Here is a 17986-nt window from a genome sequence, read left to right as displayed (position 1 = left end):
AGTAAAAATATTAATTCGAATATCGTGATAAATTGTTGCAGGTAGTAACTGAAAATTGCTACTATAGACAGGATGAGAGGAGAGATTTATTTGACATCATTTAATGGAAAGTTATCTCGCTATGCTGAACTGGCTATAAAAGTGGGAGTAAATATCCAACCTGGTCAACAACTTTATATTGCTGCAACCATTGATTCGGCACCATTCGTTCGTTTACTTACAGAAAAAGCATATCAAACAGGGGCTAAACAAGTCTATATTGATTGGGCTGACGATACCGTTACACGGCTGCGCTTTGAATTAGCGCCAGAAGAGTCGTTTACTGAATTTCCTGCCTGGAAAGTACAAGAGCGTGAACAATTAGCAGAGCAAGGTGCTGCATTTATTAGCATCGTGTCACAGAGCCCGGATCTATTGACGGGAATTGATGCGACACGTATTGCAGCTTCACAAAAAGCTACAGGTCAAGCATTGAGTAAATATCGGCAGTATGTCCAATCAGACAAAATTAGTTGGACAGTTCTTGCAGCACCTTCCCAAAAATGGGCAGCTAAAGTATTTCCAGACGCACCAGCAAATCAGCAAGTTGACATGCTATGGGATGCCATTTTCAAAGCTGTACGTGTAGACTTAGATCAACCAATTGAAGCATGGGCTGAGCATGATCGCTTATTGCATACCAAAGTCGATTATTTGAACGACAAAAAATATGCGAAACTTCATTACACATCACCGAAAACAGATTTGGAAGTTGCTCTTCCAGCAGGACATCTTTGGTGTGGTGCAGGTTCAGTTAACGAAAAAGGCGATACATTCATGGCAAATATGCCAACTGAAGAAGTATTCACCGTTCCTCATAAAACGGGTGTAAACGGCTATGTTTCGAGCACAAAACCACTGAGCTATGGCGGCAATATTATTGATGACTTTAAAGTAACGTTTAAAGATGGGAAAATCATCGACGTGACTGCAGCACAAGGAGAAGAAGTCTTGAAACAATTAGTTGCTACTGATGAAGGTTCACACTTCCTTGGTGAAGTGGCGCTGGTTCCTCATCAGTCACCGATTTCTGATTCGAATATTCTTTTCTATAACACATTGTTTGATGAAAATGCTTCAAACCATTTCGCTATCGGAAGTGCTTATGCATTCTGCCTTGAAGGTGGGAAAACCATGTCACAAGAAGATTTGTTGAAAAACGGCTTGAATCAAAGCATCACACATGTTGATTTTATGGTTGGGTCTTCTGAAATGAATATTGATGGGATCTTGGAAGATGGTTCCCATGAGCCGATTTTCCGCAACGGCAATTGGGCATTTTAAGTATCGATAATTCGACACTTATTTTTTGCTTCGATATCGGGTATACTTAATATTGATAATTACAGTTTAGAGAGGAGTTATCATTATGTTTTACGATCTTACCGTAGTACTTGGCTTTATGGCCGTAATCTTCATGTTTTTCTTTACGCTTCTTCACTTTCTTGGGAAAGAGCTCCACACGCACGACGCAGAACATGTAGATCCTATTCCTGAAAAAAAATACTAAGCGATAAAAGCCGGTTTCTTCATTGAAGCCGGTTTTTATGTTTGTTACTATATCTCTTGTTCTATACGAGCAGAAGGTTTTAATAAAATACCTGTTACCAGATCATTAAGTGGTCTAGCCACTCAGTCTACTCTGTATGAAAACAACTGTAATTTTCCCTTCCGCTATGTTTTAGGTTCCTTCGACACTTTCACTTAGTCTTCTATAATGGTAAAATCCGTACTAGTTAGCGTCTTTATTTATAGGAGGAATTCACGTATGTTTTCTGCAACAGCTATTGGGATTGATTTAGGAACTGCAAATATATTAGTGTATACAAAAGAAAAAGGCATCATCATAAATGAACCTTCTGTAGTCGCATTGGATGCGAAAACTCGGAACGTCTTAGCGGTTGGTAATGAGGCGAAAGCCATGCTTGGCAAAGCTCCTGACTCTATTGATGTGATCCGCCCTTTAAAAGACGGCGTTATCGCAGATTTTGATGTAACAAAAGAACTTTTAACAATTATTATGCAAAGAGCTGCTAAGCAATTAGGCAGCGCTTTTCGTAAGCCTAACGTTATGGTCTGTACACCTTCTGGAGCTACCACGGTCGAACGCCGCGCTATTCACGATGCAGTGAAACAAGGCGGTGCTAAGACCGTTCACTTAATCGAAGAAACTGTCGCAGCAGCTATTGGTGCGGATTTACCAATTAGTGAGCCGGTTGCAAGCGTTATTGTAGACATTGGCGGCGGCACAACAGAGGTTGGCATCATTTCTTTTGGTGGTGTGGTTTCTTCAAATACAGTCAAAGTGGCAGGCGATCGCATGGATGAAGATATCATTCATTATGTCCGCAAAAAGTACAATGTCTTAATTGGCGAACAGACTGCTGAAAATATCAAAAAAGAAATTGGCTATGCACCTGTTCCACATGAAGCTGAATACATGGATATAAGGGGCCGCGATATCTTAACCGGATTGCCGAAAAACATCAACTTAAGTTCTCACGAAACACAAGAAGCGCTGAAAGAATCGCTATCTGCCATTTTAGAGTGTATCCGTGCGACCTTGGAAAATTGTCCTGCTGAATTATCAGGCGATATGGTTGACCAAGGTGTCGTTATTTCTGGAGGTGGTGCATTGCTAAAAGGCATGCAAGAATGGTTATCAAAAGAAATTTCGGTACCTGTTCATATCGCGCCACACCCTCTTGAGTCTGTCGCTATTGGCACAGGCCTATCACTTGGTATGATTAAACAACTCGAAAAAATGTCACGTTGATCAGTAAAAACCAGGAGGCTGTCCCAAAAGTCATAAAAAAGACTTTTGGGGACAGCCCCTTTTTTTATTTGTGAGAAAAGACGATTTTTATGTGAAATCTGGAGATGACTTTCCCGATAGTACGGAGAAAGTGTGTTCAGTCCTATCCAAGAGCAATCGGTCGTTCAGGCGATTCCTCTTCCTGGGCCTCGATAAAGTGCATGCGACGTTCGGGATTGTGGCATGGACCTACAATCTCCTAGAAAGTAGCGGGCATTCGACAACTGCTTTCAAGGGACTTATGAGACAGCCCCCTGGTTTTCTTCGGTTCGAGAACCTGTTTTCTAAATTTTTATAAAAGACAAGCCGTTAACAAAAAAAGAAAGTTAATAGATGACTTTTTTCCTGATTTTTTGCATTATGTCAGTTTCAATTCGTATTTTTCAGACATTAAGATTAAACTTAATAAGTATCAGTCGATAAGGGGGAACTATAATGGCTTTATTAGACCAAATCTTAGAGTACAACGAAGCGTTCGTAAAGGAAAAGCGTTACGAGGAATTTATAACGACTAAATTTCCGGATAAAAAATTCGTCATTCTAACATGTATGGATACACGACTTTTAGAAATGCTACCGAAAGCGATGAATTTCAAAAATGGGGATGCGAAAATTGTTAAAAGTGCCGGAGCTGTCATCAACCACCCATTTGGTGGTATTATGCGCAGCCTACTTGTAGCTGTATACGAACTGAATGCAGATGAAATTTATATTGTTGGCCATCATGACTGCGGCATGTCTGCTATAGATCCTGATGTAATCCTTGATAAAATGAAAAAACGAGGAATAGATGAAAAGACCATTGAGATGATGAAGTATTCAGGAGTCAATTTAGAAGGTTGGCTTGGTGGATTTGACGACGTAGCAGAAAGTGTCGCTCATAGTGTCGACATGGTACGTCATCACCCCTTACTAGTCAATACAGTCCCAGTTCATGGCCTGGTTATTGATCCAACTACTGGAAAATTAGATGTTGTTGTTAATGGAAACGAAAACCGCTGAGAGTTTCTCAGCGGTTTTGCAGGCTGTCGAGAAACCCTCTCGACAGTCTTTTTTTGTTTATTTCGATACTTTTTTGATGTAAACTGAAAGAAAAAGAAGGAGCGAAGTCCCATGATTGGTCCCGTCAAAAATCACCGTCATGAACAGGTCACCGTCTCAATTGATGAACTCGTGCCATACGACCATTTTCTTCGTACCGTTGATGCCCTCATTGATTTTTCTTTTATTGAACGGATTGCTTCCCCTTATTATTGTCCGGATAACGGCCGTCCCGCCATTCCGCCCATTACCTTATTCAAAATGATTTTCATCGGCTATTTTTATGGCGTTCGTTCAGAACGCCAACTGGAAAAAGAGATTCGGGATAACATTGCTTACCGATGGTTTTTGGGCTATTCTCTCGTCGACCGGATTCCAGATCACTCCACCATCAGTTTCAATCGGAAGGGCCGATTTGAAGACACCTCGGTCTTTGAAGAAATCTTCGACGAAACGGTTCGTCAGGCAAAAGCCCACGGCATGGTGAGTGGCCGCGTGCTTCTGTCCGATTCCACGCATATCAAAGCCAATGCCAATAAGAACAAGTTTATCCGAAAAGCAAAGGCCGAAAAAGTGGTGAGCTACCTGGGGGAATTGGAAGAAGCGGTCGTAGCTGACCGGGAGGCCCATGGAAAAAAGCGCTGAAGCCGAAGGTGATTCGGCCCGTTGCCAAAACCAAACCGGCGATGACCCGCGAAAGCGTGACCGATCCAGATAGTGGGTTCCTCATGCGAAACCAGAAACCTCAAGGTTTTTTCTATCTCGACCACCGAACGGTGGATGCCAAATACAATTTCATCACGGATACCTATATCACGGCCGGCAATATGCACGACGCCGTTCCTTATTTGGACCGGCTCGCTGTACAAAAGAAGAAGTTTGCTTTTCCGGTGGAAGCCGTCGCCTTGGATGCCGGCTATTTTACCGGCCACATCTGTAAAACGTTAAACGAAGCCGGAACGTTTGTGGTCATGGGCTACCGCCGTTTCAAAGGCGGTAACCCGAAAGTGCCGAAACGGTTATTTACGTATGTCCCTTCACTGGATGCGTATGCTTGCCCCATGGGCTGTAAGTTGTCCTACGCCACCACAGATCGAGAGGGATATCGGCAGTACAAAAGCCGGCCGGAGGATTGTGAACATTGTCCACTGCGCTCGGATTGTTTTTCCGCGAAAAGCAAGCAGCGCTCGATTTTCCGACACATCTGGGAAGACGAAAAAGAAAAGGTGCGCGCCAACAAGCGCACCCCCAGCGGAAAAAAGCTATACAAGTTACGAAGCCAGACCATCGAACGGAGTTTCGCCGATGCGAAAGAACTCCATAGTTTCCGTTACGCAAGGCGACGAGGGCGCAAGTCTGTCCAAGAACAGGCTTATCTGACAGCCGCAGTGCAAAACATCAAAAAAATGACCCTTCTGCTAAGCAGAAGGGTCTAAAAACTTCACGTTCTTTTGTTTCTTGACCAATCCACTGAGAAGATAATCGATAAAACCTTAGTTTCTCAACAAGCTGAAAACTCACAGTCAAAGATGACTGTGAGTTTTTTGCTTGATTTAGTTTTCTTTTTTGTGGTTTTCAGGCAATTTGCTACGTGTAATCACTTGGTCGATTAAGCCGTATTCAAGTGCGCGTTCTGCTGTCATGAAGTTATCGCGATCTGTATCTTTAGCGATAACTTCGATTGGCTGACCTGTGCGCTCAGAAAGAATCTGGTTTAATTTTTCGCGAAGGTGAAGAATGCGTTTTGCTGCAATTTCGATTTCAGTCGCTTGTCCTTGGGCACCACCAAGCGGTTGGTGAATCATTACTTCAGCATTTGGAAGCGCAAGGCGTTTGCCTTTTGTTCCTGCTGCAAGTAGGAAAGCACCCATTGAAGCAGCCATACCGATACAGATTGTTTGAACGTCTGGACGGATAAACTGCATCGTATCATAAATCGCCATACCAGCTGTGATACTACCACCTGGGCTGTTAATGTAGATTGAAATATCCTTATCTGGATCTTCTGCTTCAAGGAATAGAAGTTGCGCCACAATAGAGTTTGCAACGTTATCGTCAATTGCACTACCTAGCATAATGACGCGGTCTTTTAACAAACGTGAGTAAATATCGTAAGCACGTTCGCCTCGGCTAGTTTGTTCGATTACTGTAGGAATTAAGTTCATAGAATAGTTCCTCCTCGATTAAGTGTTTTGCAAACAATGCTGAAAGTTCTCTCAGCTGTACTATTATCATACACATCATGGTCAATGAAGGTCAAATCTAACGAATCAAAAAAACGGACTTGATTATGTTGAAATATTTTTGTATAATAGAAAAGTCGCTAATAGCGAAAACGCCCTCGTAGTGTAATGGATCACACGTAAGATTCCGGTTCTTGAAATGGAGGTTCGATTCCTTCCGAGGGCATTCACGCTACGCCAGTCGTAGCTTTAACGGTTAAATCCGCGAAAGTACACGTAAGATTATACCGGTAAACAAAACGCCTCTTTCGAGTAAAATCGAAGGGGGCTATTTTTATGCGTAAAAACGATTTGAACGCGGAAGAATTCGAAGGCATTGCCGCAATAACAGGAGCGGGGCGCATTATTAGAGCGGAGGAAGCGCTAGAGGCGTTTTGCGAGGATAGACAACGCAAGGGCATACGTGAAAGCACGATTCTTTATTATCGCAATCAGATTAACTACTTATTCCGCTACTTTATGCGCGAGCATGAGGCAATACCGGCAATGAACGAGATTACAACGGAGCTACTCGATGAATTCGTAAAGTATTTGCGATACGAGCGCGGCAATAAAGACGGAGGCATTAACGCAAAGATTCGCGCAATCCGAACCTTCCTTAACTATTGCGAAGAAGTCGGCTTTATCAAGTACAATCCTGCGAAGGTATGGAAACAGATTAAGACGCGCGACCCCGAAATTAACGCATTCACCGGAAAGCAACTAAAGCAGTTATTCATGCAACCGAATATACGCCGCTTTACCGGCTTGCGCGATAGATTGCTTATGATGTTCTTATTCGATACAGGAGCGCGCATTAGCGAGGCTTTAGCGGTAAAGGTAGAAGACTTACACTATAACGAGCGGCGCGCCTTGCTACGCGATACTAAGAGCGGCTATTCGCGCTACGTGCCGCTTAGTGACGAATTGATTGCGCACTTGCGGCAATTCCTAAAGATTCATGACGGCATGAGCGAGTATATATTCGTAGGCTTGAGCGGCAAACCGATAGACAAGAACCATTTCCGCTTAACTATGAACGCATATGGTAAGAAAGCCGGCATTAAAGGCGTTAGAGTATCGCCGCATACGTTTAGACATACCTTTGCGAAGTTCTACATTCTCAACGGAGGCGATGCGTTTAGCCTAATGCAGATAATGGGTCATTCTACTACCGATATGACGAAGCGCTACGTTAGGCTATTCTCTACGGAGATTGTCGAGAAGCATCGGCGCTATTCTCCGCTCAAGAACTTATAATAGCGTTGCCTAGTCACAAAGTTTGTAGATATTGCCAATTAATTGTATAATTGAAGTAATAAACAAAGGGGGCAATACCATGTTAGAAGTGAACACAGAAAGGCTTGAAGCGTTTGATATGCTTTTACAAAAAACACCGAAATTTTATTTTGTGGAATTGAAGGCAGAAACGTTTTATACAAAAGAATACGCAATAAAAGTGCTTAAAGATAACACGGAAGAAATTCAAACGTTAGGTAAACAGGTAAATTCGCTTTTGCAAGAAAATAATCATAGCCTTGATGTTATAAATATGGAGAAATTTAATTCGTTGTCAGATAAAATGTCAGCATTGACAGAAGAACAAGAAGAAAAAGGCAAAGTAATCGCAAAGCAATATAAGAACTATCTTGTGGTTGAGTTTTACGCCGAGGATGCAATTGTAAAAGATTTCAATGTTAATAACGATGAATATATGGATAACGTTTTAAATTTCCTAAAAGACGAATATAAAAACTATCTTCTTAAATAGTAATTCTAGGATTTAAAATTTTGTAGGCAATTAGAGGGCACCCGGCAGACGGCGTAGGGGTGTTAGACCGCCCCCCGGGGGTCTTCCGCTTTGTCTCGAAGCGAGCGGAGCATGCGCAATGATACTAGGAAGAAGGAGCAGAACGGTTTGCGCTATTGCGTAGCATCGTATCTGCTTTTCTTTTTTGCGTTAAACGAATGTATGCTTTTATGTAAAAGGATACGTAACAAACCGCATAGAATCGGTATTAAGTTATTGCTACACGTTTGAATGTATGCTAATATGGGTATAGACCTAATACCATACATCATATAACCCGTCATAATGGCGACAAAAGGAGACGATAATAATGGCGAATACATTGGCAAAGAAAGATATGACGGTAGACGTTCAGCCACTACGTACACCACAGGAGATTGCAGAGTTTAGGGATGCGATAAAAGTATCGGCAAAGAGTGCGGCAATGGCGGCGAGGAATTTACTACTATTTAATATCGGAATTAATACAGGGCTCCGCATTGGCGATATAGTCAATATGCGGGTAGAAGACGTAAGGGGTCGCTCCTCATTCGTTACCCGTGAAGGCAAAACGCAAAAGAGCCGCATTGTGCATCTTTCCGCATTGATGGCGGATATTGCCGACTATATAGACGGCTTAGAACCTTCGCAAGAGTACCTATTTGCTTCGCGTAAGGGCGGCAACCATATCAGCACTACGCAAGCTTATCGTATTCTCACGGCGGCGGCGGAGCTTTTAGGGCGTAAGGATGTAGGTACTCACACTTTGCGTAAGACATTCGGCTATCACTATTACAAACGTACTCACGACGTAGCCACGCTAATGGAAATCTTTAATCACGATTCACAGGCGACTACTAAACGCTATATTGGTATACGCAATGACGAGATTGCGGAGACTTTGCGGGATTTCAAGTTATAAGCGGTTAAGCGGTAGCCGCTCAAGCGGAATAGCATTAAGCGGAAGCGGTTCGGGAGCGGGTTTGTTGCGCTCTAGGAGCCGCTTTTTGCGATGTTACGAATTGCTTAAAACATAACGTAATATAAATACCATGCTTTTAGGGAACAGAATCGGCTTTTTACCATGCTTTTAGGGAACACTTTAGAAATGGTGTGAGGCTTACGGAGAGTAAGCGCGAAGGGTGATTTTGGCGATTCTATCGTATCTATATCAGTCATATCTTGAGCATTTAAGTAATAGCGGCATAAAGGTATTAGTGCATGGCGGCGGCTAAAGCCTTGCCTGCATTCGCTAAAGCTCATGCGCGACCACTAACTTCTATTGTAATAACGCAAAAGGTTATACGCAATATAGTCATTGCGAATACATAGGCGCAATAATAGAGGTAACACGGTGGCGCATGAGCGCAAGCGAATGCAGACAAGGCGAAGCCGCAGTCTTAGGAAATGGCGCAACCGCTCCGCAATAAATGGGACTTAGCGCTAAGCGATAACGTTAAAGCTCCGCAGAAAACGCGCTTCCTTGAGGATTTCAGAGGCTCGCACGTCATGAACTCGCTACCTGATAATATCGTACCTAAGCGGATAAGCGCATAATCTTGCGTATTCCTACCGCTAAGCCGCTAAGCGCATAACCGTATGCACACGATATATACGCAGTTATTGCGGAGGATTTCGTATGTATAACATGCCATAACGCATATGCGCCGAATGAGCGGAGTCATGCGCAATAGCTTCGTGCCATAATGCGCAGTAATTCAGCATTTTTTAGCGCTTTAGTGCGTTAAAGCGTTTCTATCTGCGCATCTTTGCGTAATTCAGCTATTTGCGATACTAATGCATAGCAGAAGTGCCGATGTTATACGTGCCAAAAGTGTAGGGATTCGTATAGGCTTGCGTAGAATAAAAAGGTTTAGTGATTGCGACGCAAAAATTAAAGTTGAGCTACGTTGGGATTACCGTAATATGGCAAGTGTATTCTTTCGCGGCTATTCATAGGACTTTTGCGAGCTTTATTGCTTTTTTCATTTTAGACACTCCCAAAGGGGGTCTCAGCTGTACTATATATTGAAGGGGTAAAAAAGTTTGTGGTTAGACCCTGCATTTTGCCTCCTTGAGGGACTTAGTATATGAAGGGGTAAATATCTTATGTCAAAGAGCCAACGCCAACCGCGCAAAAGCGGAAAAGCGCTAGGCTTTTTTGAATGCGTAAATTTAAATGGAAACGCCACGGAAACTATAAAACGAAGGAGCTCTCTCCGAAAGGAGCGGAGCAAGAGAGGAGCACGAATGAATGGGAGTAAGAAAAGAAGAACAACGCAAATGGCAGGCAATGGCGCCACAAACGCGCCACAGATTCATTGAGACGAAGGAAGGCGCAACAGTCTACGACGCGAAAGGCAACGACATAACCGATAAAGTCGAGGTCTTGCCGACATATCAGAATACCCCGGAACGCGTAAGAGCTTTGCAAGGAATCGACGAGTTATCAACGCATCAAAGCGATAACGGCGGCTTTGTCTTCGCATTCTTTAAAGAAGCACGCACAATCGTAGAACGTTTTCCGACGCTAACACAGGCAGATACGGCACGCCTCTTATTTATCGGTACATTCGTAGCGTGGGCGACAGGACGCTTGCAATACGATAATGGACGCCCTATAAGCCGCAAGCAATTGCAGGAATTAAGCGGCATGTCGCGTCCACGCTTTTCCGAGTTTTACAAGCGGCTTGAAGGCGAAGGTATTTTATCGGAGGATGCCGCAACAAAAGACGTTTATATGAACCCTACCGTTATTTATCGCGGAGAAATGAAGCAAGTAAGCAAAGACGTTGCAGACCTCGAATATACGCGCGTATTCCGCTCAACGGTTCGACGCTTATATGAGGAGTTTGACGGCAAGCAACTCAAGCAATTAGGGCTTATCTATTCTGTATTGCCGTTCATCAGCGCTCAGACGAACATAGTCGTAACTAATCCGGAAGAGAAGGATTCGGAGCGGTTGCAACCTATGAACGTTAGAACGCTCGCAATGATACTTGAATATAGCGACCCGCAGAAGTTAAAGACAGCGCTAAATGCAGTGAAAATTGACGGAAATCCTGTGTTCCTATTTGCAGACGACCCGTACAACCGCCGAGAAAAGAGAATCGTTGTAAATCCGCGAGTAGTATTTAAAGGGAATAATGAAGCGCTCAAAGCAATTAGCGTGCTTTTTAATTGAAAAATAAGGAGGAACTAAGCAATGACAAAACAACCGAAGAAATTACACCTAACGAAAGAACATGTTTACAAACTACGCCAGTATCACGGAATGAGCTTGAAAGAGTTTGCGGAAAGAATCGGCATTTCCTTTGTATCGGTTCATCGCATCGAAACCGGCAAAATGAAGCTGTCCGTCAAGACAGAAGCGCGAATCATTGAAGCATTTGGGCTCAGCGTCAACAAGCTCCGCTCCGTAACGATTCACTATGACAAGCATATTGCCGGTTTTAAAGGAAGTAATGAAGATGAATGAGCGCGTAACGCAACTAATCAACTATTTGCGAGTGCTTGCCGATTTAAAGACGCAAGGTACGCAGTGCAATACGGAAATTAACGCAGTCATGGCACTTTTGAAAGACGAGCTACTCAACAAATAAACGGAGGAATGATGAATGATGAGAGAACGAATGAAAGACGCAGATTCTAAATTTTGCAAGAAAGTATCGGAGCAATCGCCAACGAAAATTGGATTCGTGTTAGGCGCAATAACCAATCTACCGCTCCTTGCAATAGTTTTAGGAGGATTCGGAGTATGAAAGAATATAACGAACAGCCGAAGGCAATTGAGATATTGTCCCCGGTTCATAAGTATTGGTATGAGACGCCGGGCGGCGAGATAACCGTTTACCGTTTGCGCCTTATGACGCGTGAGCAGATTGCCGCGCATGGCTTAGAGAAGTATGTTAAAGGAGATAACGACGATGAAGAAAGTAAATGAACACGGCGAGCCACTCACGTTGCAGGAATCTAAGCAATTGCGAAAACGCTTAGGAAATCATGCGAAGGCGAGTTGCCCTTTCGCCTCAACTATCGAATGCCCTTTCGGCAACACTTGCGCCGTAACTATCCAAACGGAACGAATCGCATCCAATACGTGCCTTTACTTCGTTAAGGAACTATTGCCACAGGATAAGGAGCTAGAGCGTGAATACCATGACGCGTTACCCGCTAGCCATCCGATGAAAAAGCCGCAGGAGCTAATGCCAAAAAGAAGCCCACAGGAAGCCGCTAGAGAGGCGTTAGGGAACCGCTCCTGCAAACGTTGCGGAAACTCTTATGCGCCAACAGGGACGCGACAGGAGCGTTGTAAGGATTGCGCCGCTATTGCTAAGAGAGAGAGCGATAAAAAACGTATGGCTGATAAACGTCTGAATGACGCCCTTAATTCGTCGCATTTGAACCCCTAGAAACGTTGTTATAACAGGGTTTATAAACGCCGAAATAGCAAAGTAGGGTAATAGCCGCCGGATGCCATATTTAACGATTATAAATGCGACAAATAAGCACGAAAGGAGTGAACGCCATGAAATTATTTAGAGGTAAAAACGATGAAATCCCGCAAGATTCAACGCAAGCAGGGAGTGACTACGTATCTGCAAATATTTCCGTAGCAAAGAAGCCGGGCTACTGTGAAATTTCGATAATCGTAGTCGATGCGGCAAACGGCGATACCGTATACAAGGCATCTTTCCGTAGCAAGGTTCGAAGCGATTACGCCGCATATAATACCGCGATAGATATGATAAACGTCTTTCTAGCGCAGGAAGAACTATTTCTCGCGCAAGAGCCTACGACGAATGCCGCTTTGCCGTCAATAACTACGCATCAACGCGGCGGCAGATGGAAGTAGTAAAGCGATAGAAGAGCCGATATGCGCTGAGATTGCGATTCTAAGGCTTCTAACTTTGTATAGACGCATAATAGTAGCAAAGCGTGGCAGAATAACGATTTAAGCAATACCAAACTATTAAAAATAAAGGGGATTATTTAATTATGAAGAATCACGCACAGGAAATCGAAAAAGCCGTAAAGCAGTTCAGAAAGAAAGTAGACGCTATCCGCAACAGCGATAACCCGTATTACAAGGATAAGGACGTTCAAAATTATGAAATCAAACAGCATCAAGCCGAACTTGACGCAACCGTTGCCGAGCTATCACACGAATTTGACGTATCCATTGCGCAAGAAATAGAGCAAGCAGAAGCAAAGGCTAAGACGGCTAGATTCTATACGACGGAGACAGCAAAACAACAATCGGAATGGGCGCTAGACTCGTATATTACCGATGTAGTAATGGCACGCTATGAAGCCGATAAATACGAAGCTTACCGCCGATTCGAGGAGCGGCTAAACACGATGGACGAGGGAGCACTTGCGCATATTCGATTGAAGTTGCCGCAAGCAATGAGCCGCGTCAATGGTGACGAGATTGCGCGCAAAGACTTGATGAAAGTAAACGATTCGCTCGCAAAACTTAATACACCGGAACAGCTTCGGGTTGATGAATTGAAGGCGCAGAAAAGCGCAGGCGTGGTTATGGTCTATAGCCGCCTAAAAATGACGCACCCTGCGTATAGACATTTGCAATCGAATCAGCATAACGCAGGCTTTAATAACGGCGTTAAACTTAAATAAACGGCATAACGAGAGGCGCAGGAATGCGTTTCTTGCCGATACATAGATAAAAAACTAAAGTTAGGACGCTTATGTGTCGCCACCTGCAATACGCAAGCGGCTTTATATTGACTTAGCCGATATTCTTACGCTATACTTCAAGCAATACTTGAAAGAAGCGTTAAGATTACCGTATAAACATACGATACAGTTCGCATTAGAGATTCCGGTTCTTGAGATGGAGGTTCGATTCCTTCCGAGGGCATAAGAAAAGCGCAACAACTCCTTGAATCCGGAAAAAGCCTATTAAACTAAAATCTATTGTTCTAAAGTTGAGAAATGCCCCTTTGCCTTAGTTGGTAAAGGGGTGTTTTTTACTTTTGGCTGTATTTTTTGATTTCAAAAAACCAAAGAGAAAAGGGAAGTTTAAAAGAGCCGGTAGAAAGGGAAATGACTAGTAGCTTATACTAGTAAAGAAAGCAACAGGTGAGCAAATTATTGATTCTTATTGTCATCGTATCTATTGGTAGTGTAGCAGCGATTTTCATACCAATATAATGGCTTCGTGCACCTTAAAGAAGAGAGTAACCAGTGTTAAGCACAAATTGAAATTTAGTAACAGTGTACACTTGATTTACTACCTAACTTAGTAGAAACAATGGAAGGTTCTGTTGATCAATAGCAACATGTTATTGATTTGTCTGACAGATATCGGTTTGGAGAAAGTTTCTCCAGTAACTTCATACTTTTATTTAGAAAGAAGGAGACAGATGTACACTTTATACACGCGTTCTAATTGCCCTCTTTGCGAGGAAGCCAAATTGATGATTGCACTAGTCAACGAGGAGGTACCATTGCCTTACACAGAAGTAGATATCGAAAGTGATGAAGCCTTACACGAAAAATACATGATGATGATCCCTGTATTAGAAAAAAACAATCGCGTATTGGTGTATGGCAATATTGGTTATGTTGAATTACTGGAAGCGTTAGAAACTTAACGCTTCTTTTTATTTGCAATTAAAAGAAAGATTAGGTAGAATGAATTTAGTGGGACGCATAATTAATTAGTGGGACAAAAAACGTCCAGATAGAATGGAGTGAACCTATGGATGCATTATCTGTCGCTCAGCAAAAGTTGATGCCGGAAATGTCCGAACTCCTGAAAAAACGTTATCAAATTTTACAGATTATCAACTTGGAACAGCCAATCGGTAGGCGAACTTTGAGTGAAGTTGCCGGTTTGACAGAGCGAGAAATTAGAAAAGACACGGATTTACTACGCAATCAGCAATTGATTGAAATGAAAGCAGCGGGCATGACAGTTACTTCGCAAGGATTGGAAGTGCTAGAGAAGCTAAAAGTTTTTGTGCGTGAAATGTCTGGACTGACAGATATGGAAATACAGCTACAAGAAATTCTAGGAATTACGAAAGTTGTGATTTTACCGCAAGATAGCGATGAAATTCCAGCAGTGAAGTCTCATATTGGTAAAGAGGCTGCTCGTTTTTTGGAAACGTTGTTTGCCCGCTATAAGAAAATCGCTGTTACTGGCGGTAGCACAATGGCGGCTATCTCGAAAGAACTAACGAACGGAAAGCCCGACAAAGCGCTGCAATTTATCGCTGCACGCGGTGGACTGGGAGAAGATGTTTTGCACCAAGCAAATACGATTGCAGCTGCATTTGCCGAAAAAACAGGTGGTTCATTTAAGACGCTATACTTGCCTGATCATTTGAGTGCAGAAGCATTTGCCATGATGATGAAAGAACCAGTGATCAAAGAAATGATGGATTTGTACGATCAAACAGATGTTGTCGTCCACGGGATTGGCAATGCAGGAGAGATGGCGGTTCGTCGGCACTCTTCTACTGAAGAAGTTGAAAAGATTCATTCAGGCGGAGCGATTAGTGAGGCTTTCGGCTATTATTTCGATAAAGACGGAAAAATTGTTTATCGCATTCGAACGGCGGGCATTCAATTAGAGCAGGTGCAAAAAGCGACAACTGTTTTGGCAGTTGCCGGTGGTGAATCTAAAGCAAGAGCGATTTTATCGTACGCTAAAAACGCAGCGAGTCCGACAGTGTTGATCACAGACGAAGGTGCTGCACGAAAAATTATGGAATTGACTAAAAAATTGGAGGAATACTAAATGACTTTAAAATTAGCAATTAACGGATTTGGACGTATAGGACGCATTGTATTTCGTGAAGCTTTAACAAATGACGAAGTAGAAGTGGTAGCAGTAAACGATTTGACAGACGCAAAAATGTTGGCACATCTTTTGAAATACGATTCTGTTCATGGTATTTTAGACGCTGAAGTTTCAGTTGATGGCGACAACATTGTTGTTAACGGCAAAACAATCCGCGTATTCTCTGAAAAAGATCCAGCTAACCTTCCTTGGGGCGAGCATGGCATAGACATCGTTGTTGAATCTACTGGATTCTTCACGGATGCTGCTTCTGCTTCTAAACACATAGAAGCCGGCGCTAAAAAAGTAATCGTTTCAGCACCAGGCAAAAACGGCATGAAGACACTTGTTATGGGTGTTAACCACGAAACATATGATCCGAAAGAGCATCATGTGATTTCAAATGCTTCATGTACAACAAACGGTCTTGCAGGAATGGCGAAAGTATTGAACGAGCGTTTCGGTATCAAACATGCAATGATGACAACGATCCACTCTTACACAAATGACCAAATTCTTTTAGATTCTCCGCACAGTGACTTCCGTCGTGCGCGTGCAGCTGCAGAATCAATGATTCCGACAACTACTGGTGCAGCTTTAGCAGTTGCAAAAGTATTGCCTGAATTAGAAGGCAAAATTGATGGAATGGCGATCCGCGTTCCAACACCAAACGTTTCACTTATCGATTTAGTTGCTCATCTTGAAAAAGACGTAACTGTCGAAGAAGTGAACAAAGCATTAAAAGATGCAGCAGAAAACGAATTAAAAGGATTCATGGACTACAGCGAATTGCCGCTAGTATCTAGAGACTATAACGGCAACACAGCATCAGCTACAATCGATGGTCTTTCAACGATGATGGTTGGCGATAACATGGTTAAAGTTCTTTCATGGTACGATAACGAATCTGGTTACTCAGGCCGTTGTATCGACCTTGCGCTTCACATGTACAAAACGGGCTTATAATCCCGAAATCATAGCTTAATTACCAATGAACCTCTATAATAAAAGAGGGTAAAAGGGGCGGGGAACTTACCCCGCTCCTTATTTTTTTGAATACAAATAGGAGGTATTTTCATGCAGCAGAAAATGACCATGAAAGATTTGGATTTGAAAGGAAAACGGGTATTTTGCCGTGTCGATTTTAACGTACCGATGTCAGATGGTAAAGTGACGGATGATACGAGAATCCGTGCAGCTGTACCGACGATCGAATACTTAGTCGATCAAGGCGCTAAAGTAATTTTGGCTAGCCATTTAGGTCGTCCGAAAGGCCAAGTCAATGAAGAAATGCGACTGGCTGCAACAGGCGTCCGTTTAGGCGAATTGTTACATAAAGAAGTGAAAAGCCTGGACGAATCAATCGGCAAAAAAGTAGAACAGGACATTTCAACGATGCAAGAAGGCGACATCATCTTACTTGAGAACGTCCGCTTCCATGAAGGTGAAGAAAAAAATGACGACAAACTTGCACAAGCATTTGCTTCGCTAGCAGACGTTTTCGTTAACGATGCATTTGGAGCAGCTCATCGTGCTCATGCTTCAACAGCAGGCATTGCGAGTCATTTACCGGCGGTATCAGGCTTACTGTTAGAAAAAGAGTTAGAGGTTTTAGGCAAAGCTTTGTCTGAGCCAGAACGTCCGTTCACGGCAATAATCGGCGGCGCGAAAGTAAAAGACAAAATCGGCGTCATTGATCATTTGTTAGATAAGGTAGATAATTTAATTATTGGCGGAGGGTTATCCTACACATTTATAAAAGCGCAAGGTTACGAGATCGGAAACTCTCTTGTTGAAGAAGATAAATTAGATTTGGCTAACTCATTTATTGAAAAAGCAAAACAAAAAGGCGTTAAATTTTATTTGCCGGTAGATGCAACTGTAGCTAACGAATTTTCAAAAGATGCCGAAACCAAAAGTGTGAAAATCACGGAAATCCCAGCTGACTGGATGGGCTTAGACATTGGTCCTGAAACGGTAGCGTTATATGCGGATGTTATTAAAAATTCGAAGTTGATTATTTGGAATGGACCGATGGGTGTTTTTGAAATGCCTGCATTTGAAAATGGCACGAAATCTGTCGCACAAGCAATGGCTGAAACTTCAGGTTACACCGTAATCGGTGGTGGAGATTCAGCAGCAGCTGTTGAAAAATTCCATGTGGCTGAACAAATGGATCATATCTCTACAGGCGGAGGCGCTTCACTAGAGTTTATGGAAGGTAAAGATTTACCAGGTGTCAGCGCGTTAACAAACAAATAAATAAG

Annotated in this window: 21 protein-coding genes and 1 tRNA gene; 21 read left to right on the top strand and 1 reads right to left on the bottom strand. The window is 42.9% G+C overall.

Annotated features, from left to right (window positions below):
• The first annotated feature begins 90 nt into the window (after positions 1–90).
• From QMF37_RS10515 to QMF37_RS10495, 5 genes are all read left to right on the top strand, one after another.
• Positions 91–1323: an aminopeptidase gene (locus QMF37_RS10515; RefSeq protein WP_283478315.1), complete on the top strand. Its 1233-nt coding sequence runs from the start codon at positions 91–93 to the stop codon at positions 1321–1323.
• A gap of 85 nt (positions 1324–1408) precedes the next feature.
• On the top strand, positions 1409–1549 hold the full coding sequence (locus QMF37_RS10510) for a hypothetical protein (protein ID WP_169793158.1): 141 nt from the start codon (positions 1409–1411) through the stop codon (positions 1547–1549).
• A gap of 258 nt (positions 1550–1807) precedes the next feature.
• Complete coding sequence (gene mreBH / locus QMF37_RS10505) at positions 1808–2815, top strand: rod-share determining protein MreBH (RefSeq protein WP_071153273.1); 1008 nt, start codon at positions 1808–1810, stop codon at positions 2813–2815.
• A 474-nt stretch (positions 2816–3289) separates the two neighbouring features.
• Complete coding sequence (locus QMF37_RS10500) at positions 3290–3856, top strand: beta-class carbonic anhydrase (RefSeq protein WP_071153272.1); 567 nt, start codon at positions 3290–3292, stop codon at positions 3854–3856.
• 111 nt (positions 3857–3967) lie between these two features.
• Positions 3968–5331 (top strand): IS1182 family transposase gene (locus QMF37_RS10495; RefSeq protein ID WP_425439670.1). Its coding sequence is split into 2 segments (ribosomal slippage): positions 3968–4537 and positions 4540–5331, totalling 1362 coding nucleotides; the frame shifts between segments, so codons are not numbered across the junction.
• 117 nt (positions 5332–5448) lie between these two features.
• Here QMF37_RS10495 and clpP read toward each other — a convergent pair.
• Positions 5449–6060 (bottom strand): ATP-dependent Clp endopeptidase proteolytic subunit ClpP, encoded by a 612-nt coding sequence (gene clpP, locus QMF37_RS10490; protein ID WP_058385901.1) that lies wholly within the window; start codon positions 6058–6060, stop codon positions 5449–5451.
• Between the two features lie 172 nt (positions 6061–6232).
• Here clpP and QMF37_RS10485 point away from each other — a divergent pair.
• From QMF37_RS10485 to QMF37_RS10410, 16 genes are all read left to right on the top strand, one after another.
• Positions 6233–6304 (top strand) — tRNA-Arg (locus QMF37_RS10485).
• A 110-nt stretch (positions 6305–6414) separates the two neighbouring features.
• Positions 6415–7377 (top strand): tyrosine-type recombinase/integrase, encoded by a 963-nt coding sequence (locus QMF37_RS10480; protein WP_283478312.1) that lies wholly within the window; start codon positions 6415–6417, stop codon positions 7375–7377.
• A 79-nt stretch (positions 7378–7456) separates the two neighbouring features.
• On the top strand, positions 7457–7888 hold the full coding sequence (locus QMF37_RS10475) for a hypothetical protein (RefSeq protein ID WP_283478309.1): 432 nt from the start codon (positions 7457–7459) through the stop codon (positions 7886–7888).
• 349 nt (positions 7889–8237) lie between these two features.
• A complete protein-coding gene (locus QMF37_RS10470; RefSeq protein ID WP_481861826.1) occupies positions 8238–8828 on the top strand; it encodes a tyrosine-type recombinase/integrase in 591 nt (196 codons plus the stop codon).
• A gap of 1332 nt (positions 8829–10160) precedes the next feature.
• Positions 10161–11090: a hypothetical protein gene (locus tag QMF37_RS10465; RefSeq protein WP_283478307.1), complete on the top strand. Its 930-nt coding sequence runs from the start codon at positions 10161–10163 to the stop codon at positions 11088–11090.
• Positions 11091–11111: 21 nt separating this feature from the next.
• Complete coding sequence (locus QMF37_RS10460; RefSeq protein WP_283478305.1) at positions 11112–11384, top strand: helix-turn-helix domain-containing protein; 273 nt, start codon at positions 11112–11114, stop codon at positions 11382–11384.
• Positions 11377–11508 (top strand): hypothetical protein, encoded by a 132-nt coding sequence (locus QMF37_RS10455; RefSeq protein ID WP_283478303.1) that lies wholly within the window; start codon positions 11377–11379, stop codon positions 11506–11508. The genes QMF37_RS10460 and QMF37_RS10455 overlap by 8 nt, the downstream gene beginning before the upstream one ends.
• A 15-nt stretch (positions 11509–11523) precedes the next feature.
• Positions 11524–11667 (top strand): hypothetical protein, encoded by a 144-nt coding sequence (locus QMF37_RS10450; protein ID WP_283478301.1) that lies wholly within the window; start codon positions 11524–11526, stop codon positions 11665–11667.
• Complete coding sequence (locus QMF37_RS10445) at positions 11664–11849, top strand: hypothetical protein (RefSeq protein WP_283478299.1); 186 nt, start codon at positions 11664–11666, stop codon at positions 11847–11849. The genes QMF37_RS10450 and QMF37_RS10445 overlap by 4 nt, the downstream gene beginning before the upstream one ends.
• Entirely contained in the window at positions 11833–12318 is a 486-nt protein-coding gene (locus tag QMF37_RS10440) for a hypothetical protein (protein ID WP_283478297.1), read from the top strand. The genes QMF37_RS10445 and QMF37_RS10440 overlap by 17 nt, the downstream gene beginning before the upstream one ends.
• Before the next feature lie 116 nt (positions 12319–12434).
• Entirely contained in the window at positions 12435–12761 is a 327-nt protein-coding gene (locus QMF37_RS10435; protein WP_283478295.1) for a hypothetical protein, read from the top strand.
• Between the two features lie 143 nt (positions 12762–12904).
• Positions 12905–13546 (top strand): hypothetical protein, encoded by a 642-nt coding sequence (locus QMF37_RS10430; protein ID WP_283478293.1) that lies wholly within the window; start codon positions 12905–12907, stop codon positions 13544–13546.
• A gap of 665 nt (positions 13547–14211) precedes the next feature.
• Positions 14212–14526: a glutaredoxin family protein gene (locus QMF37_RS10425; RefSeq protein ID WP_349307303.1), complete on the top strand. Its 315-nt coding sequence runs from the start codon at positions 14212–14214 to the stop codon at positions 14524–14526.
• Between the two features lie 107 nt (positions 14527–14633).
• The gene (locus QMF37_RS10420) at positions 14634–15677 is read left to right on the top strand and encodes a sugar-binding transcriptional regulator (protein WP_071153687.1); all 1044 of its coding nucleotides are present in this window, start codon (positions 14634–14636) and stop codon (positions 15675–15677) included.
• Entirely contained in the window at positions 15678–16685 is a 1008-nt protein-coding gene (gap, locus tag QMF37_RS10415) for a type I glyceraldehyde-3-phosphate dehydrogenase (RefSeq protein ID WP_058385898.1), read from the top strand. It begins immediately after the preceding gene.
• A 111-nt stretch (positions 16686–16796) separates the two neighbouring features.
• Complete coding sequence (locus QMF37_RS10410) at positions 16797–17981, top strand: phosphoglycerate kinase (RefSeq protein ID WP_071153688.1); 1185 nt, start codon at positions 16797–16799, stop codon at positions 17979–17981.
• Positions 17982–17986: the final 5 nt, after the last annotated feature.

The organism is Planococcus sp. S3-L1 (assembly GCF_030063085.1).
GTDB classification, from domain to species: Bacteria; Bacillota; Bacilli; order Bacillales_A; family Planococcaceae; genus Planococcus; species Planococcus kocurii.
Note: the sequence above shows the minus strand (reverse complement) of the source record. Positions and strands in the feature narration are given on the sequence as shown.